At 70.5% G+C, this 17,359-nt stretch carries 16 protein-coding genes; 9 read left to right on the forward strand and 7 right to left on the reverse strand.

Going from position 1 to position 17,359, the window contains the following annotated elements:
• Positions 1-34: 34 nt before the first annotated feature.
• From AC07OH_RS06415 to AC07OH_RS06425, 3 genes are read right to left on the reverse strand one after another with little or no spacing between them, the layout of a single operon-like run.
• On the reverse strand, positions 35-859 hold the full coding sequence (locus AC07OH_RS06415) for an SDR family NAD(P)-dependent oxidoreductase (RefSeq protein WP_495300000.1): 825 nt from the start codon (positions 857-859) through the stop codon (positions 35-37).
• A gap of 31 nt (positions 860-890) precedes the next feature.
• Positions 891-2,075, reverse strand: coding sequence for a lipid-transfer protein (locus AC07OH_RS06420; RefSeq protein WP_495300001.1), 1,185 nt, complete (start codon positions 2,073-2,075; stop codon positions 891-893).
• 44 nt (positions 2,076-2,119) lie between these two features.
• Entirely contained in the window at positions 2,120-3,259 is a 1,140-nt protein-coding gene (locus AC07OH_RS06425) for an acyl-CoA dehydrogenase family protein (protein WP_492677167.1), read from the reverse strand.
• A gap of 237 nt (positions 3,260-3,496) precedes the next feature.
• Between AC07OH_RS06425 and AC07OH_RS06430 the strand changes: the two genes are divergently transcribed.
• The 4 genes from AC07OH_RS06430 to AC07OH_RS06445 all read left to right on the forward strand — a co-directional run bounded on the left by AC07OH_RS06430 (position 3,497) and on the right by AC07OH_RS06445 (position 8,034).
• Positions 3,497-5,212 (forward strand): long-chain fatty acid--CoA ligase, encoded by a 1,716-nt coding sequence (locus tag AC07OH_RS06430; protein ID WP_495300002.1) that lies wholly within the window; start codon positions 3,497-3,499, stop codon positions 5,210-5,212.
• A gap of 148 nt (positions 5,213-5,360) precedes the next feature.
• Positions 5,361-6,275 (forward strand): SDR family oxidoreductase, encoded by a 915-nt coding sequence (locus AC07OH_RS06435; protein ID WP_492677165.1) that lies wholly within the window; start codon positions 5,361-5,363, stop codon positions 6,273-6,275.
• Between the two features lie 34 nt (positions 6,276-6,309).
• Positions 6,310-7,542, forward strand: coding sequence for an acyl-CoA dehydrogenase family protein (locus AC07OH_RS06440; protein ID WP_495300003.1), 1,233 nt, complete (start codon positions 6,310-6,312; stop codon positions 7,540-7,542).
• Positions 7,543-7,566: 24 nt separating this feature from the next.
• Positions 7,567-8,034, forward strand: coding sequence for a MaoC family dehydratase (locus AC07OH_RS06445; protein WP_495300004.1), 468 nt, complete (start codon positions 7,567-7,569; stop codon positions 8,032-8,034).
• Positions 8,035-8,050: 16 nt separating this feature from the next.
• On the opposite strand, the gene AC07OH_RS06450 is transcribed toward AC07OH_RS06445, so the two are convergent.
• On the reverse strand, positions 8,051-10,888 hold the full coding sequence (locus AC07OH_RS06450; protein WP_495300005.1) for a winged helix-turn-helix domain-containing protein: 2,838 nt from the start codon (positions 10,886-10,888) through the stop codon (positions 8,051-8,053).
• 252 nt (positions 10,889-11,140) lie between these two features.
• Between AC07OH_RS06450 and AC07OH_RS06455 the strand changes: the two genes are divergently transcribed.
• The 4 genes from AC07OH_RS06455 to AC07OH_RS06470 all read left to right on the forward strand — a co-directional run bounded on the left by AC07OH_RS06455 (position 11,141) and on the right by AC07OH_RS06470 (position 14,144).
• The gene (locus AC07OH_RS06455) at positions 11,141-11,581 is read left to right on the forward strand and encodes a MaoC family dehydratase N-terminal domain-containing protein (protein ID WP_495300006.1); all 441 of its coding nucleotides are present in this window, start codon (positions 11,141-11,143) and stop codon (positions 11,579-11,581) included.
• Positions 11,582-11,612: 31 nt separating this feature from the next.
• Positions 11,613-12,035: a MaoC family dehydratase gene (locus tag AC07OH_RS06460; RefSeq protein ID WP_495300007.1), complete on the forward strand. Its 423-nt coding sequence runs from the start codon at positions 11,613-11,615 to the stop codon at positions 12,033-12,035.
• A 10-nt stretch (positions 12,036-12,045) separates the two neighbouring features.
• Positions 12,046-13,014 (forward strand): Bug family tripartite tricarboxylate transporter substrate binding protein, encoded by a 969-nt coding sequence (locus AC07OH_RS06465; protein ID WP_495300008.1) that lies wholly within the window; start codon positions 12,046-12,048, stop codon positions 13,012-13,014.
• A gap of 89 nt (positions 13,015-13,103) precedes the next feature.
• Positions 13,104-14,144: a Bug family tripartite tricarboxylate transporter substrate binding protein gene (locus AC07OH_RS06470; protein ID WP_495300009.1), complete on the forward strand. Its 1,041-nt coding sequence runs from the start codon at positions 13,104-13,106 to the stop codon at positions 14,142-14,144.
• Between the two features lie 34 nt (positions 14,145-14,178).
• On the opposite strand, the gene AC07OH_RS06475 is transcribed toward AC07OH_RS06470, so the two are convergent.
• Together AC07OH_RS06475 and AC07OH_RS06480 are read right to left on the reverse strand one after the other, a co-directional pair.
• Positions 14,179-14,673 carry a YybH family protein gene (locus AC07OH_RS06475; RefSeq protein ID WP_495300010.1) on the reverse strand — a complete coding sequence of 165 codons (495 nt, stop codon included), beginning with the start codon at positions 14,671-14,673 and terminating at the stop codon, positions 14,179-14,181.
• A 37-nt stretch (positions 14,674-14,710) separates the two neighbouring features.
• Positions 14,711-15,697: a zinc-binding dehydrogenase gene (locus AC07OH_RS06480; protein WP_495300011.1), complete on the reverse strand. Its 987-nt coding sequence runs from the start codon at positions 15,695-15,697 to the stop codon at positions 14,711-14,713.
• Positions 15,698-15,828: 131 nt separating this feature from the next.
• Between AC07OH_RS06480 and AC07OH_RS06485 the strand changes: the two genes are divergently transcribed.
• Positions 15,829-16,710, forward strand: a complete 882-nt coding sequence (locus tag AC07OH_RS06485; protein ID WP_495300012.1) for a LysR family transcriptional regulator — start codon at positions 15,829-15,831, stop codon at positions 16,708-16,710.
• On the opposite strand, the gene AC07OH_RS06490 is transcribed toward AC07OH_RS06485, so the two are convergent.
• Positions 16,707-17,291: a DUF2889 domain-containing protein gene (locus AC07OH_RS06490; RefSeq protein WP_495300013.1), complete on the reverse strand. Its 585-nt coding sequence runs from the start codon at positions 17,289-17,291 to the stop codon at positions 16,707-16,709. The genes AC07OH_RS06485 and AC07OH_RS06490 overlap by 4 nt on opposite strands.
• Between the last annotated feature and the right edge of the window lie 68 nt (positions 17,292-17,359).

Raw genomic sequence — 17,359 nt, forward strand, 5'->3', positions numbered from 1 at the left:
CAGGGCGCGCGCGACGGCGGGCCCTGTCCACACTTTATTGCAGCGAGCCGGCCACGGCGACGGTCTGGCCGGTGATGTAGTTCGAATCGGGCGAACAGAACAGGTACACGCCGGCGGCGGCTTCCTCGGGCGTGCCGGCCCGTCCGAGCGGGTTGCGCTGGGCATGCGCCTTCACGTGGCCCGGGTTCAGGCCCACGCGGATGTCGCGGCCCTCGATGTGGATGGTGGCGCCGGCGTCGACGTCGGCCGAGGTCATGCGGGTGCGGATCAGGCCGAAGGCCACGCAGTTGACGTTCACGTTGAAGCGGCCCCACTCGCGGCTGAGCGCGCGCGTCATGCCGATCACGCCGGCCTTGGCCGACGAATAGTTCATCTGGCCGGCATTGCCGTTCAGCGCCGAAGTCGACGAGATGTTCACCACCTTGCGGTACACCTCGCGCCCGGCCTCCAGGTCCGCCTGGTGCTGGGCCTTGATGTGCGGGTAGGCGGCGCGCAGGATGCGAAAGGGCGCCGTCATGTGGCAGTCGACGATGGCGTACCACTGCTCGTCGGTCATGCGCTGCACCACGTCGTCCCAGATGTAGCCGGCGTTGTTGACGATGATGTCGATGCCCCGGTAGGTCTGCATCGCGGTGTGGATGAAGCGCTCGGCGAAGTCCGGCGCGGTCACGTTGCCGACGCAGGCCACGGCCTCGGTGCCGTTCTTCTTCAGCAGTTCGACCGTCTCGTGCGCCGGCTCCGCGTCCAGGTCGTTGACCACCAGCCGTGCGCCTTCGCTGGCGAGTTTCAGTGCGATGGCCTGGCCGATGCCGCGACCCGATCCGGTGACCAGCGCCACCTTGCCGTCCAGTTTTCCCATGTCTTGCTCCTCGTGAAAAAGTGGGTGCAGCTCAGGCTGCGGTGAACACGGTGACGACGCACGCGCCGCCGAGGCCGACGTTGTGCGCCAGCGCCACCCGGGCCTTCTCGACCTGCCGCGCCTCGGCCGTGCCGCGCAGCTGGTGCGTGAGCTCGTAGCACTGGGCCAGGCCCGTGGCGCCCAGCGGATGGCCCTTGGACAGCAGGCCGCCCGAGGGGTTGACCACCCAGCGTCCGCCGTAGGTGTTGTCGCCGTCGTCGACCAGCTTCTCGCCTTCGCCTTCCGGGCACAGGCTCAAGGCCTCGTAGCTCAGCAGCTCGTTCTGCGCGAAGCAGTCGTGCAGTTCGATCACGTCCACGTCGGCGGGGCCGATGCCCGCCTGTTCGTAGGCCTGCGTCGCGGCCGCGCGCGTCATGTCGAAGCCCACCACGCGGATCATGTCGCGCGTGTCGTAGGTGCTCGGGGTGTCGGTGGTCAGGGCCTGGCCGGCAATCCGCACGTCGGTGCGCAGGCCGTGCTTGCGCGCAAACGCTTCGGACACCACGACGACCGCCGCGGCGCCGCAGGTCGGCGGGCAGGCCATCGGCCGGGTCATCACGCCGTCCCACAGCGCCGGGGCGGCCAGCACCTCCTCGGGCGTCATGACGTTGCGGAACACGGCCAGCGGGTTGTTGGCGGCGTGGCGGCTGGCCTTGGCACGGATCCGGGCGAAGGTCTCGAGCCGCGTGCCGTACTTGTGCATGTGCGCGCGGCCCGCGCCGCTGAACTGGCGGATCGCGCCCGGCAGGTCGGGGCGCTCGACCAGTTCGTTGGTCAGGTGGCCGGCGCGTTCCAGCGAGCGCGCGCGATCGGTCCAGACGGATTTCAGCGCGCCCGGCTGCATGTACTCGAAGCCCACCGCCAGCGCGCAGTCCACGGCGCCGCTTTGCACCGCCTGGCGCGCCAGGAACAGCGCCGACGAACCGGTGGCGCAGTTGTTGTTGACGTTGAGCACCGGAATGCCGCTCATGCCCACGTGGTAGAGCGCCTTCTGGCCGCAGGTGGAATCGCCGTACACATAGCCGGCGTAGGCCTGCTGCACCTCGCGGTAGTCGACGCCGGCATCGGCCAGCGCCTGGCGCACCGCGTGGGCGCCCATCACGTCGTAGGTGTCGCTGGTGCCCGGCTTCTTGAACGGGATCATGCCGACGCCGGCGACGAAAACCTTGCTTGTCATGTCATCTCTTCCTGTCTGTCTGTGTTTTGGGGGGAGGGGTGGAGTCAGAGCTTTCTTGAGATCAGGTCGCGCATGACCTCGCTGGTGCCGCCGTAGATGCGGTTCACGCGTGAATCGGCGAAGGCACGGGCCACCGGGTACTCCAGCATGTAGCCGTAGCCGCCGTGCAGCTGCACCATCTCGTCCAGCGCCTTGCCCAGCGTCTCGGTGGCGAAGAGCTTGGCGACGGCCGCTTCTTCCAGCGTGAGGCGCCGGCGCATGTGTTCGCCCAGGTAGTGGTCGACCATCAGGCGCACGGCGATCGCCTGGGTCTTGATGTCGGCGAGCTTGAACTTGGTGTTCTGGAAGTCCCACACGGTCTGGTTGAAGGCGCGGCGGTCCTTCACGTAGTCCAGCGTGTGTTCCAGGCAGACCTCGAGCTTGGCGGCCGCGGTGATCGCGATGGCGAAGCGCTCCTGCGGCAGCTCGCCCATCAGGTAGGCGAAGCCCTTGCCTTCCTCGCCCAGGCGGTTGGCCACGGGCACGCGCACGTTGTCGAAGAACAGCTCCGAGGTGTCCTGCGCCGGGCAGCCGACCTTCTCGAGGTTGCGCCCGCGGCGAAAGCCCGCGCGGTCGGCCTCCACCACGACCAGGCTCACGCCCTTGGCGCCGGCGGCCGGGTCGGTCTTGCACACCAGGATCACCAGGTCGGCGTTCAGTCCGTTGCTGATGAAGGTCTTGCTGCCGTTGATGACGTAGTGGTCGCCTTCGCGAACAGCGGTGGTGCGCACCGCCTTCAGGTCGCTGCCGGTGCCGGGCTCGGTCATGGCGATGGCCAGGATGAACTCGCCCGAGCAGACCTTGGGCAGCCACCTCTGCTTCTGTTCCTCGTTGCCCAGCCGCTGGATGTACGGCGCGATGATGTCGGAGTGGACCCGAAAGCCCGGGCCGCTCACGCCCACGCGGGCGAACTCTTCGGCGAACACGGCCGCATGGCCGAAGTCGCCGCCGCCGCCGCCGTACTCGGTGGGCAGGGTGACGCAGAGCAGGCCCTCGCGGCCGGCCTTGCGCCAGGTCTCGCGGTCGACGCGGCCGGCCCGGTCCCACTCGGCCTGCCGGGGCAGGCATTCGCGTTCCAGGAAGCGGCGCACGGTGGTGCGGAATATCTCGTGATCGTCGCGGAAGATGCTTCGGGTGATTTGCATGGTGGGTTCCGGTGGTCAAGGGGGGAAGGCGCGGCCCGCAGGGGCCATGGCGGCAAAGATATCGACGCGTGCCGTTGCGCGGACCCCCCGTGTGGAGTGGCGCGCGGGGTGCCGATGCCGGGCGGCGATGCGCGCCCCACCCGACGCGGGGGGCGAAAGCCCGGGGCGGCGGTGATCAACTACGTGCCAGGCTGTGCAAGCGTTCCTGCAAGCGGCCGATCAGGAGACAGACAGACGATGGAACCCATTCCTGCGACCCACCCCGGCGTCATCGAGCGGCCCGAGAGCCCGCTGCGTCTGGCCCGGCACTGCGCCCGCGACGGCGTGCCGGAACAGGTGCATGTGCCGCAGACCAGTCTCTTCGCCAACCTCGAGATGGCGGCCCGGCGTTTCCCGACAAAGCCGGCCATTCATTTCTACGGCGCCACGGTCAGCTATGCGGCCCTGCTGCAGGAGGCCGAGCACCTGGCGGGCTACCTGCAGCGTGCCTGCGGCGTGCAGCGCGGCGACCGCGTGCTGCTGTTCAGCCAGAACTGCCCGCAGTTCATCAGCGCCTACTTTGCGATCCTGCGCGCCGATGCCGTGGTGGTGCCTGTGAACGCCATGCTGCTGGAAGACGAGCTGCGCCACATCGTGGCCGACAGCGGCGCGGTGGCGGCCTTCTCGGCGCAGGAACTGGTCGGCCAGCTGGCGCCGCTGGTGGGCACGACCTCGCTGCGGGACGTGGTCGTGCATGCCTACGGCGACGCGCTGCCCGGTGACGACGCGGGATTCACCGTGCCGGACTGGCTGCGCGAGCGCGCCCCTGCCGAGGCGGGGTTTGCCGGTGGCGTGCGATGGCAGGACGCCGTGGCGGCGCAGGCCCGACCCGGCCCCGCGCTGGCCGGCCCCGACGACCTGTGCATGCTGCCGTACACCTCGGGCACGACGGGGGCGCCGAAGGCCTGCATGCACACCCACCGCACGGCGATGTCTTCGGTGGCCGGCGCGCGGCTGTGGCGGCACACGAACGCCGAATCGATCTTCCTGGCCTCGGCGCCGTTCTTTCACCTGCTCGGGCTGCAGAACTGCGTCAACGGCGTGGTCTACGCCGGCGCCACCGTCGTGCTGCTGCCCCGCTGGGACCGCGAGACCGCCGCCGAGCTGATCGAGCGCTACCGGGTCACGTGCTGGGGCGCGCCGCCGCCGATGCTGGTCGACTTCTTCTCGCAGCCGGGCATCGAGGCGCGCGACCTGCGCTGCCTGGTGCAGGTCGGCGGCGGCGGCGCGGCCATGCCCGAGGGCACCGCACGGCTGATGCGCGAACGCTACGGCCTCACGTACGGCGAAGGCTACGGGCTGACCGAAACCGCCTCCTTCCTGCTGGCCAATCCGCTGCATCGCCCCAAGCCCGGCTGCCTGGGCGTGCAGACCTTCGGCGTGGACGCGCGCATTGTCGACCCCGAGACCCTGAAGGAGCTGCCGCAAGGCGAAACCGGGGAGATCGTGGTGCACGGCGCACAGGTCATGCGGGGCTACTGGAACCAGCCGGAGGCGAACGCCGAGAGCTTTCTCGTCATCGACGGCAAGCGCTTCTTCCGAACCGGCGACCTCGGCTGCATGGACGAAGACGGCTACTTCGCCATGCGCGACCGCCTGAAGCGAATGATCAATGCCTCGGGCTACAAGGTCTGGCCGGCGGAGGTAGAGGCCATGCTGCACGGCCACCCCGCCATCCAGGAGGCCTGCGTGATCGCCAGCCGCGACGAGCGGCGCGGTGAAACGGTCAAGGCGGTGGTGGTGCTGCGCGCCGACGCACGCGACATCCGCGCACCGGACATCCTGGCGTGGTGCCGCGAGACCATGGCCAGCTACAAGGCCCCGCGCCTCGTGGAGATCGTCGAGCGATTGCCGCGCTCGGCGACCGGCAAGGTCGCGTGGCGCGAGCTGCAGGACGCCGAGATGCGGCTGTAGCACCCGGCCCGCCGCAGTGGCGGGCCCCCCAGAAAACAGACACACAGGCACCGCGATGCGCCAGGCCCCTGCACGCGCAGGGGCGAACACGATCGTCGAAACAGGACCGGGCCGAGGTCGGCCCGGCCAACCCCAAGGAGAAATCGAGATGAATGCAAGCACGATGCAAGGGAAAGTCGTTGTGGTCACGGGCGCCGGTCGCGGCATCGGCCGCGCGATCGCTCTGATGATGGCGGCGCACGGCGCCAGGGTGGTGGTGAACGACGCGGGCGTGTCCGTAGACGGCGCGCTCGGCGCGGAAAAGCCCGCGGACGAGGTCGTCGGCCTGATCCGCGAGAACGGCGGCGAGGCCGTGGCGAACGGCGACAGCGTGGCGCAGTGGGACGGTGCGCGGCGCATCGTCGAGACGGCCGTCGACACCTTCGGGCGGATCGACGCCGTCATCAACAACGCGGGCATCCTGCGCGACAAGATCTTCCACCAGATGACCGAGGACGACTGGGAGTCCGTGCTCAAGGTGCACCTGTTCGGCAGCTTCAACGTCAGCCGCGCCGCCGCCGATCACTTCAAGGCGCAGCAAAGCGGCAGCTTCGTGCACATGACCTCGACCTCCGGCCTGGTCGGCAACTTCGGGCAGGCCAACTACGCGGCCGCGAAGATGGGCATCCTGGGGTTGTCCAAGTCGATCGCGCTCGACATGGGCCGCTACAACGTGCGCTCGAACTGCATCTCGCCCTTTGCCTGGAGCCGCATGGTCGGCAGCATCCCGAACACGGCGGACCAGGAAAAGCGGATCGCCAAGGCCAAGACGCTCACGCCCGAGACCATCGCGCCCGTCGCCGTGTTCCTGGCCAGCGATGCCGCGCGCGAGGTCACGGGGCAGATCTTCGCGGTGCGCCGCAACGAGGTGTTCCTGATCAACCACCCCCGGCCCATCAGGTCCATGCACCGCAGCGAAGGCTGGACGCCGCAGACGCTGGCCGAGCACATGCTCCCCGCCGTGAAGGCGTCGTTCGCACCGCTGGACCGCTCGTCCGATGTGTTTTCCTGGGACCCGGTCTGAGATGCGGCGCCACGCCCACAAGGAGGAAGATGCCATGAACAGTTCCCTGCACGAAGAGGCGAGCGTCCTCGCCGATTCGCTGATCCGTTTCATCGAGCGCGAGATCGTTCCGCTCGAGCGCGAACACCACGACCTGCTGGCCAGCGAGCGCACCATCTACGGCGCCGACGGGCGCTTCACCGAGCCGATGCTCGCGCTGCGCCGCCGGGTCCGCATGCGCTCCGCGGAGCTCGGCTTCTACAACCTGTTCGCCCCCGAGGAACTCGGCGGCGGCGGGCTCGGCGCGGAAGCCGCGCTGGTGATCCAGGAGCGCCTGAATGCCGCGTGCGGGCCGGCGCGTGCGCTGGTCCAGGGCGTGGTCATGCCGTCCGCGTTCACCAACGGCCTGTCGCCGGTGCTGCGCCATCTCGACCCGCAGGTCCTGGCGTGCTACCGCGACGACCTGGCCAGCGGCGACAAGACCATGTGCTTCGGCCTGAGCGAGCCCGACGCCGGCTCGGACGTCTTCGCCATGAAGACGCGCGCCACCAAGGAGGGCGACGACTGGGTGCTGACGGGCACGAAGCAGTGGATCACCAACGCGCCCTATGCCGACCTGGCGATGGTGTTCGCGGTCACCGACGAGGCGAAGGCGCGCGAACGCAAGGGCGGCATCACCGGCTTCCTGGTGGACACGAAAGCCCCGGGGTTCAGCGTGCCGAGCGTGATCCCGACCATGGGCCACCTCGGCGCCGAGATCGGGATCGTCACGCTGGACGGCGTGCGCGTGTCCGACAGCCACCGCCTGGGCGCCGTGGGCGGCGGGCTGTCGGTGGCGATCGGCGGCGTGAGCGTGGGCCGGCTGTCGATGGCCGGCACCTGCGTGGGGCTGGCGCGCTGGGCGCTGGAACAGGCGATCGACTACGCCAAGGTGCGCAAGACCTTCGGCCGCCCGATCGCCGAGCACCAGGCGATCCAGTTCATGCTGGCGGAGTCGGCCATGGACATCTACGCGGCCAAGTGCATGGCCCGCAACTGCGCGCAGCGCATCGATGCCGGCGAGCCGGCCACCAAGGAAGTCTCGATGACCAAGGCCTTCGCCACCGAGATGCTGAACCGCGTGATGGACCGCTGCATCCAGATCCACGGGGCCATGGGGCTGACCAACGAGCTGCGGCTCGAAGCGGGCTTCCGGCTGGCGCGCACCATGCGCATCCCCGACGGCACGGCGGAGATCCAGCGGCGCACCATCGCCGCGCGCCTGCTCGCCGGCGACACGGTGTTCTGACGCCACCATCCGGAGGAACCGCCCATGCGACATTTCAGCAGCCTCGACGCATTGCAATCCTGCGTCGGCCAGGACATCGGCCACAGCGACTGGGTCCTGATCGACCAGAAGCGCATCGACCTTTTCGCCGAAGCCACCGGCGACCACCAGTGGATCCATGTCGATCCCGCGCGGGCGCAGGCCGGCCCGTACGGCGGCACGATCGCGCACGGCTTCCTGACGCTCTCGCTGCTGCCGATGCTGTCGGCCCAGGCGATGAAGATCGACGGCACCAAGCTCGGCGTGAACTACGGCCTGAACAAGGTCCGCTTTCCGTCGCCGGTCCGGGTCAACAGCCGGGTGCGCGCCCGCATCCGCCTGCTGGCCATGGAGGCCCTGCCGCCGCTGGGCGCGCTGTCGGGCTTCCAGATCACGATGGAGGTCACCATCGAGTGCGAGGGGGCCGAAAAGCCCGCCGCCGTGGTGGAGAGCGTGGCGCGGCGCTACGCCTGAACCGGGGCGGCGCCGCTCAGGTCCTGGGCGGCGTGCCCGTCTCCCACTCGAGGTCGCGCAGCCGCGCGGCCGCCTCGTCCCGGCTGGCCACGCCCAGCTTGCCGTAGATCTTGCGCAGGTGCCACTTCACGGTTTCGGGTGACAGGCCCAGCATGCGCGCGATCTTCTTGTTGGGCAGGGCCTGTGCCAGCAGGCGCAGCACTTCCGCTTCCCGTTCGCTCAGGTCCAGCCCCTGCAGGCCCAGGGCCGTGCGCGCGGCGCGCGGGGTATCGGCGCTGGTCGCCGATGCCGCCGGGGCCGGCGTGCGTTGCGCGGCGGCCAGGCGCGTCACGTAGAAACTGAGCACCGGGTCCAGGGGCTCGCCCTGTTCGATCTCGCCGATCAGTTGCAGCGCATCGGGGTCGGTGTCGAGCAGGCTGCGCACCAGGCCCAACCGGTGTCCCTGCCGCAAGGCCACGTTCAGGTGGCGCCGGGCGGCGTCCACGCGTTGGCGGCGGAAGTCGACGAAGGCGCTCTGCAGCCGCAGCAGCGCCACGCGGCGCTGCCAGCCGCGCGCGTCGCACAGGGCGATCAGTTGCTCCAGCCGCACCGAGGCGCCGTGCAGGTCTTCGTTCGCGATGCACCAGCGCACGTGGGCGTGCGCCGTCACCGCGTGGATTTCGTCCAGCGCGCTCGGGCCGTCGGGGCGGTGCCGTGCATCGACTGCGTCGAGCCGCGCCAGGCAGGCGTCGGCCGCGTCGAGTTCGCCGCACTGCAGGTGCCGGTGCACGCGCTCGGCCAGGGCGTGCGCCAGCAGCCGGTCCAGGCCGAGCTGCACCGCGTACTCCTCGAGGCGATCGAGCCAGGCGAAGGTGTCCAGCGGATGGCCGGCCACCCAGTGCGCGGCCGACAGCACGGTCAGCACCTTCAGCACCGAGTCGGGGATCGACACCCGCTCCAGGATGTCGACCCGGTCTTCCAGAAGCCGGATCGCGCCTTCGGCGTCGTTGTGCTCGTACAGGACATCGCCGAGCAGGGCCGTGGCGAAGCACGCGGGGTCGGCGTGGGCTTCGTCGCGTTGCTCGGCCTTGCGCAGCACGTCGCGGCTGATCCGTTCGACCTGGATCATCTGGCCTTCGAGCGCGTAGCTGAAGCCCACCATGCAGCGGCCGCCGAGGCTGCCGATGGTGGTGCCGGTGAGCGGCGTGCCCTCGAACAGCAGGGGCGCGGCCTCGAGCTGGACGCTGCGCGCGCGCTCGTACTCGCCGCGGTGCATGTAGAGCCACGACAGCAGCATGCGGTGCGCGCCGAGCGCCATGCCGTCGGCCTCCGGCGGCGGCTGCAGCAGCTGCGGAAGGATCGCCATGGCCGCGTCCGTGTCGTCGCGCTGCAGGGCCAGCACGCCGCGCAGCAGGCACAGCGTGTCGCGCGAGACGACGTCGTCGGGCGCGAGGTCGGCCTGCAGGCGCTCGATGCCGGCGGCGGCGGCATCGAACTCGCGCGCGTACAGCTGCATGCGCAGGGTCCAGATGCGTAGCGCGGGGCGTGCCTGCACCTGCTCGGCCGGCAACAGGCGAACCAGCCGGACCACCTGGCGCAGGTTGCCCTGGCTGAACAGGAGCTTGGCCGATCGCTGGACCATGTCGGCCGCGGCCGCCGGCGCGCCCGCCGCCACCGCATGGTGCACGGCATCTTCGATGTGGTCGTGCGCGTGGAACCACTGCCAGGCGGCGGTGTGCACGCGGCGGCGTTGCGTCTCGCCGAGCGCGCGAAAGCGCTCGAGCAGCGTTTCGCGCAGCAGCGGATGCAGGCGGTACCAGGGCTCGCGCCCGGGGCCCTCGAGCGCAACGATGAACAGGTTGTCGCTTTCCAGGCGCGCCAGCAGGGCGACCACGTCGGCCGGCTCGAGCGGGGGCTCTGCCAGCACCGCGCACAGCGCGGCGCAGACGCGGCGGCACACCGCCGCGCGCACCAGCAGTTCGATCTCGGCGGCCGACAGGTGCGACAGCACTTCGCGCTCGAAGTACTGCGCGAAAGCGCCCGCGTTGTGCACGTGCTCGCGCACCGGCGCTTCGGCCACGGGGCTGCCGCGTGCCTGCTGCTTCTTTCGCTTGCGCAGGTTGGCGAACAGCAGCAGGCCGGCCACCCAGCCGTCGGTGAGTTCGTGCAGGTGCCGCGCGTCGCGCGCAGCGATCTCGCCGAGCTGCGCCTGCAGGAACTGCTGCGACTCGGCAAGCGTGAAGCGCAGGTCGCCCTGGTGCAACTCGAGCACGAGCTCCTGGTCGCGCAAGCGGGCCAGCGACAGCGGCACCGCCGTGCGCGACAGCAGCACCAGGTGCAGATTGGGCGGCGCGTAGTCCAGCAGGCACTGCAGCGCTTCGTGGATGCGCTCGCAGCCGATGAGGTGCAGGTCGTCGACCACCAGGGTCAGTTCGCGTGGGTGCGCGGCGATGCCGTGCAGCAGGCAGATGATCGTGCGCTCGACGGCCTCGGCGTCGGTCCCCCGGCCGCCCAGCATGGCGGCCTCGCGCGCAATGGCGGGGTCCACCTCCTTCAGGCTCGCGACCAGGCTGTCGAGCCAGCGCGTCAGCTCGTCGTCGTCCGCGCCGAGGCCCAGCCATGCCACGTCGAAACCCAGCAGCAGCAGGGCCTGGCGCCAAGCCGCCAGGGTGGCGCTCTTGCCGCAGCCGGCGGGGCCCTGCAGCACGACGCAGCGCCGGTGCCGCGCCTCGGTCAGCCGGGCCAGCAGCCGTTCGCGCGCGACGACGCGCGTGGCGCCGCGGGGCACCAGGCGGCTGTCGCCGGCCATCGTGTCGGTGTCGGAGGCCGCACCTGGCACGGCGTGCGGCGGGCTGGAGGGAAGAGGGGGCTGCATCTGGAATCTCGCGTTCGCATCCGGAACCGATTCATGGGGCGACCCGCGCAGGCGGATGGCAGGAATCGCTCTGGATGGTACAGGCCGACCCTCCTTTTTGCGCCCTGCGCAGGGGCTCTGCGGGCGAGGGGATTCCCGCCCCCACCCGCGCCGGGGGGTCTCGCCGTACAGCCCCGCCCGTAACCTGAATCCCATGCGAAAACCCACCTCATCGCGAACCGGGCCGAAGGCCTCGCACCCCCGAGCGCAGACATGATCGACAGGACATTCATCGGCAAAATGCTTCCGGGCTTCCAGGTCGTGGCCGAAGCGGGACAGCTGCGCTTCTTTGCCAAGGCCACGGGCGAGACCAACCCCATTTACTTCGACGAATCCGCGGCCCGCGATGCGGGGCACCCCGGCCTGCCGCTGCCGCCCACCTTCCTGTTCTCGCTCGAGATCCAGCAGCCCGCGAGCAGCTGGCGCAAGGAGATGGGCATCCAGCCCGCGCGCATCCTGCACGGCGAACAATCGTTCACCTACCACCGCATGGCGCATGCGGGCGACGTGCTGCGCTTCAACAGCCGGATCGCCGACATCTACGACAAGAAGGGCGGCGCGCTGGAATTCGTGGTGCGCGAAACCCGGGTGACCGACCCACGCGGCGAGCACGTCGCGGACCTGCGCAGCGTGCTGGTGCAGCGCAACGCCTGACTGAAACTGACATGCGACACGGAGAACCGCCATGGGCACACTGAATCTCGCGCAGGTCCGCGTCGGCGACACATTGCCGCCGCTGACCCTGGCACCGATCGACCGGACCACGCTGGCCTTGTTCGCGGGGGCGTCCGGCGACCACAACGCGATCCACATCGATCTGGACTTCGCGCGCCGCGCCGGCATGCCCGACGTGTTCGCGCACGGCATGCTGTCGATGGCCTACCTGGCCCGCCTGCTGACCCTGTGGGTCGACCAGCGGCAGCTTCGCCAGCTGGGCGCGCGCTTCGTCGGCATCACCCACCTGGGCCACCGGATCACCTGTACGGGCCACGTGGTCGAGGCGTTCGAAAGCCAGGGCGAGCAGCGCCTGCGGCTCGAGATCCGCACCGCCAACCAGTACGGCGACACCAAGATCCTTGGCGACGCCGTCGTCGCACTCCCACTTTGAGGCCATGTCCATGCGCAACCGAATCCTGCTTGCAGTCGCCGCGTTCCTGTGGGCCGCGGTCTGCGCCGCCCAGACCTACCCGTCGCGGCCCCTCACGATGATCGTGCCGGCGCCGCCGGGCGGTGCCACCGATTCGCTGGCCCGGGTGCTCGCGGACGAGATGGGCAAGAGCCTGGGCCAGCCGGTCATCGTGGACAACAAGCCGGGCGCGGCGGGCCTGCTCGCGGTGCAGGCCGTGACCCGCGCCGCGCCGGACGGCTACACGCTGCTGCTGACCCACGCGGCGCCGCTTGTCAACACGCCGCACCTGTTGCCGAAGGTGCCCTACAACGTGCGCCGCGACCTGGCCTTCGTCTCGCTGGTGGCCGGCGGATCGGTGGTGCTGGCCGTGAACCGGGACGTGCCGGCCAAGGACATGAAGGAGTTCCTCGCCTGGGCGGCGGCCCACAAGGGCGCGATCAGCTACGGCTCCTACGGCGTCGGCACCTTCCCGCACCTGGTGGGCGCCCACCTGAACCGGTCCCGGGGGCTCGACATGGTCCACGTGGCCTACAAGGGCGAGGCGCAGGTGGCGCAGGACGTGAGCGCGGGCAACGTGGCGTGGGGCATCTTCTCGCTCGGCACCCTGACGCCGCTGGTCGACAGCGGGCGGCTGCGGCCGCTGGCCGTGTTCGGCGACCGCCGGACCAAGGTGCTGCCGAACGTGCCCACCATGGCCGAGTCGGGGCTGGGCGACGCGGAGTTCACGCCCGCCGGATGGGTCGGCGTGATGACCCGCGCCGGCACGCCGCCCGATGTGCTGGCCCGGCTGGAAAAAGAAACGCGCGCCGCCACGCACACACCGGCCATGAAGACGCGTCTGCTGAGCAGTTCGACGGAGGCGATCGGCAGCACGTCCGAGCAGTTCCGCCAGGAGTTCGAGAAGACCGAGCCCGTGGTGAAGCGCCTGATCGCGATCTCGGGGGCGAGGGCGGACTGAGCGCGTGTCCGCTGCCCCGAGTGAGGGAGGAGGGCGGCGGCGTTTTTCTTGTTGGCAGTGCGTGGCCGCGCCACGATGAAAGGGACCGCATGAACACCAGGCTTGCATCGGCAAGGCCATCCATCGACGGGCAACTGCGGCGGCGGCGCCTGCTGGCGGCCGGGCTCGGCGCCATGGGCAGCGGCTTGCTGGCGCCCGGCGCGGCGCGCGCACAGGCGGCGGCATGGCCGTCGAAGCCGATCCGCATCATTGCCGCCCAGGCCCCGGGCTCGTCCAACGATGCGACGGCGCGCGCGCTGGCCGAGTACCTGACGGGGCGCCTCGGATCGCCGGTCATCGTCGAGAACCGGCCCGGCGGCATCGGCATGATCGCGGCCGATGCGGTGGCCCGCGCCGCGCCCGACGGCCACACGCTGCTGCTCACGCTGCACAGCCAGCTGGCGCAGGCGCCGGTGCTGCTCAAGAAGGTGCCGCTGGACACCGGCAAGGACCTGCTGCCCATCGCGGCCTTCAGCACGGGCGTCGGCGTGATGGTCGTCAAGAAAGACCTGCCGGTGAAGAACCTCAAGGAGCTGATCGCGCTGGCGCGCCAGCGGCCGGTCAGCGTGGGGAACTTCGGCATCGGCTCGGGCTGGCAGCTCATGCTGAGCCAGCTCGCGAAGCAGACCGGCGGCAAGTTCGATCTCGTCAACTACAAGGGCACGGGGCCGATGGTCTTCGACCTCATGGCGGGCAACATCGACATGGGCGCGGGCTCGATGGCGGGCCTGGCCAGCGGCATCCAGCGCGGCACGCTCAAGCCGATGGTCGTGGTGTCGGGCGGGCGCTCCGACAAGCTGCTGCCGGGCGTTCCCACCTGGGCCGACGAGGGTTTTTCTGGCCCGGCGTTCGAGGACATCCGCGACTGCAACATGCTGCTCGGCCCCGCCGGCCTGCCGAACGAGGTGGTGCAGCGGCTGGCCGAACTCGCGCGTGAATCGGCCGCCCGGTCGGAGAGCGTCAAGGCCGTGCTCGCGCAATTGGGCGTGGAGACGGCGCCGCTGACGGGCGCCGAGCTCCAGAGGTTCATCGGGCGCACCTGGCCCAGCTTCCGGGCCCTGACACGCGAGCTGGGGCTGGCGGCCCAGTAGGCGTGCGTGCGCCCCGGGGCGCAGGCCGTCGCGTTCAGCGACCGGCCGGCGCGTTCGTGGTCGCGAAGATGTAGCGCGCGAAACGCCATTGGCCGTCGGCCTCGCGATGGAACAGGAACAGCTCCTGGTTCGCCTCGGCCCCGGGCGGCTGTTCGCCCGCGAGCAGCTTCACCGTGCCGTTCGAGCGGGTGCGCGCATAGGCCCAGTCCTTCGAGAGCGGGCGGACCTCGTCGAGCTGGAAGCGCACGTCCAGCCGGATCGCCGAGAACACCTGCCGGTAGGCGCTGCGGACCGCGTCGCGGCCCACGGCCGGCGGGCTGTTCTGCGGCATGAACACGGCGTCGTCGGCGTACAGCGCCATGACGCCGTCGACGTCCGAGGCGTTGAGCGCCTGCTCGTAGCGGCGCAGCTGCTGGCCGATGGCGGCCGTGGCCGCGTGGTCGGCGGCGGGCGATGCCGCGAGCGCGGCCATCGGAAGGGCGGCGGCCAGCAAGGCGGTCGCCAAGGTGGTGTGAAGCAAGGCACGCATGGGAAGCTCCTTGAAGAGGTGGGGAAGGGGAGGGAGGTCAGAGGCGCACGACGAGCTTGCCGAGCGCGCGGTCGCTTTCCATCAGGCTGTGGGCGTGGCGCACGTCGTCGAAGTCGAAGGTGCGCGAACGCAGCGACGGGATGCGGCCCGCGGCGACCTGTTCGGCGATCCAGCGCAGCGGCGCGTTCGCCAGCGGCAGGGCCGGCGTGCCGAGCAGGCCGCTCTGGAAGAAGCTCAGCTGCCTGGCATCGGGCAGGTCCTGCATCAGGTGGAACTGCGACAGCACCGGAGGGCCGCCCAGCAGCCCGACCACCGAGACGGCACCGAAGGGCTTCAGGGCCTGGATGGTGTCGCGCAGCGTCGAGGCGCCCACGACCTCGAGCGCCACGTCCACGCCGGCGGGCACCCGCTGGCGAACGGCCGCGGCGATCTCGCCCGTGTCGACGATGACTTCGTTCGCGCCCACCTCGCGCAGCCGCGCCGTGTTCTGTTCCGAGCGCGTGGTCGCGATCACCTTCAGACCGCGTGCCTTGGCATAGGCGACGGCGGCCTGGCCCAGCGAGGCGGTGGCGCCGCGCACCAGCAGGGTCTGGCCCGGCTGGATCGCCAGCGTGCGGTCGAGCGCGCCCCACACGGTGAGGTACGACTCGGGCAGCGCGGCCAGCTCTTCCCACGACAGCGGGATGTCGTCCAGCGCGATCACGTTGTCGCGCAGCACGGTCACCTGCTCGGCGTAGCTGCCGTTGCGGCTGAACTGCATGCCGCCCATGGCGGTGGCCACGCGCTGCCCGGTGCGAAAGAGGCCGGCGGGGTCGAGGATGACCTCGCCGACCGCTTCGATGCCGGGCACGCGCGGGGCGGTGATGGCGCCCATCTTGCCGGCGCGCAGGTAGGTTTCCGCGCGGTTCAGGCCGAAGGCGCGCACGCGGATCTGCACTTCGTGGGCGCCGGGTTCGGGCGAGGCGATGTCGCGCAGCTGGAGCATTTCCGGGCCGCCGGTCTGTTCGATGACATAGGCTTTCATGGCGAGGTCCTTTCGGGGGGAGAGGGTGGTGCCGTCGGCCTTTCCGGCGGCTGGAACTCACTGTAGGTCGCTCATGATTGGCAAGGAAGACGAATATCTGGTAACTTGCCTTCCATATCTGGAAGGATCAAATGGACCTCAACGCAGCGCAGATGTTCGTGGCCGTGGTGCAGGCCGGCAGCCTGTCGGCGGCGGCGCAGCGCATGGACATGCCGCTGCCCACCCTGAGCCGGCGCATCCGCGAGCTCGAGCGCGCGCTGAAGGTGCAACTGCTGGAGCGCTCGGCGCGCGGCACCAGCCTGACCGAGGCCGGCACGCGGCTGTACGAGCACGCCAGCCGCGGCATCGAGGCCCTGGCCGAAGGCGAGCAGGCCGTGATGAGCGACCAGGCCCGGCTCAAGGGCCGCCTGCGGCTGTCGCTGCCGCCGGGCTTCGAGCCCTGGTGGGCCTTGTTGCGCGCCTTCCAGCATCAGTACCCCGACATCGAGCTGTCGGTCTACACCACCGAGCGGCGGGTCGACCTGGTGCAGGACGGCATCGACGTCGCGTTGCGCGTGGGCACCATCGTCCACGAGTCGATGGTCGCGCGGCACATCACCACCTACCGCCATGTGCTGGTCGCCAGCCCGTTGCTCGTGCAGCGGCTGGGCCAGCCTGCGTCACCCGACGACCTGCACCGCTTTCCGTGCGCCGTCTGGTGCCGTGACGTGAGCGCGCGCGGCACCTGGCAGCTGGGCGACCAGGTGCTGGAGCCCCGCCCGGTGCTGTCGACCAACAGCTACCTGCACCTGCGCAGCCAGGCGCTGGCCGGCGAGGCCGTCACGGAGCTGCCGCCGTTCCTGGCCGCGGCCGGCCTGCAGGCCGGCGCGCTGTGCGCGCTGTTGCCGGGGCACCCGCTGCCCGAGCAGCAGGTGCACCTGCTCTATCCGTCACACCGCCATCCGTCGAGCCTCGTGCGCGCCTACCTGGACTACTGCCAGCGTCACCTGGCGCATCACCTGGGCGTGTCCTAGGCCTGCGGCCCGCGCCGCGTCAGCGGCCAGATGGCTTCGAGCGCGGGGCTGCCCTCGCGGTACGCCTGGCAGGTGTTGACGAGCCCGGGCCGGGGCAGGGGGCCGGGCCGTGCATGGGCGGCGCGCATGCCGCCCTTCTCGCGGCCCAGCGCGAACAGCGCCTGCATGGCGGTGGTGGCCGCCGGGCCCATCAGTTCCGTGAGGTGGGTGCAGCCCTGGGCGCCGCCCACGAGCGCGCGCACCTTCTTCGTGAAGCCGGGGCCGATCTGCAGGCCGACCAGCGCGTCGTACACGGCATTGCGCTCGCTGCACCAGGGCGTGGGGGCGGCGTCGGAGTGCACCTGCAGCGCGCGGATCACCAGCTCGGCATCGACCGTCAGGACCACGCGCATGCGGTGCAGGTCTTCGCCCGCGCCCAGCCGCTTGAAGAACAGGTCGGAGCCCTGGGGCGAGATGTCGCGCATCGTGCTTTCCACATCCACCAGCCCGTCGTCGCGCAGGTAGCCGTGGCAGGCGATCTCGCGGGTGTGGAGCGGGCGGCGCGAGGGCGCGGGAGGCGGGGTGGGGCAGTCCGTCGTCATGTGCGTGGTGTCCTGTGCAGTGGGCGGGTCCATGGTGCGCAAACGGCGCCGCGTGGGCACTACCCACG

It is taken from the genome of Variovorax sp. GW821-FHT10C12 (assembly GCF_059415405.1).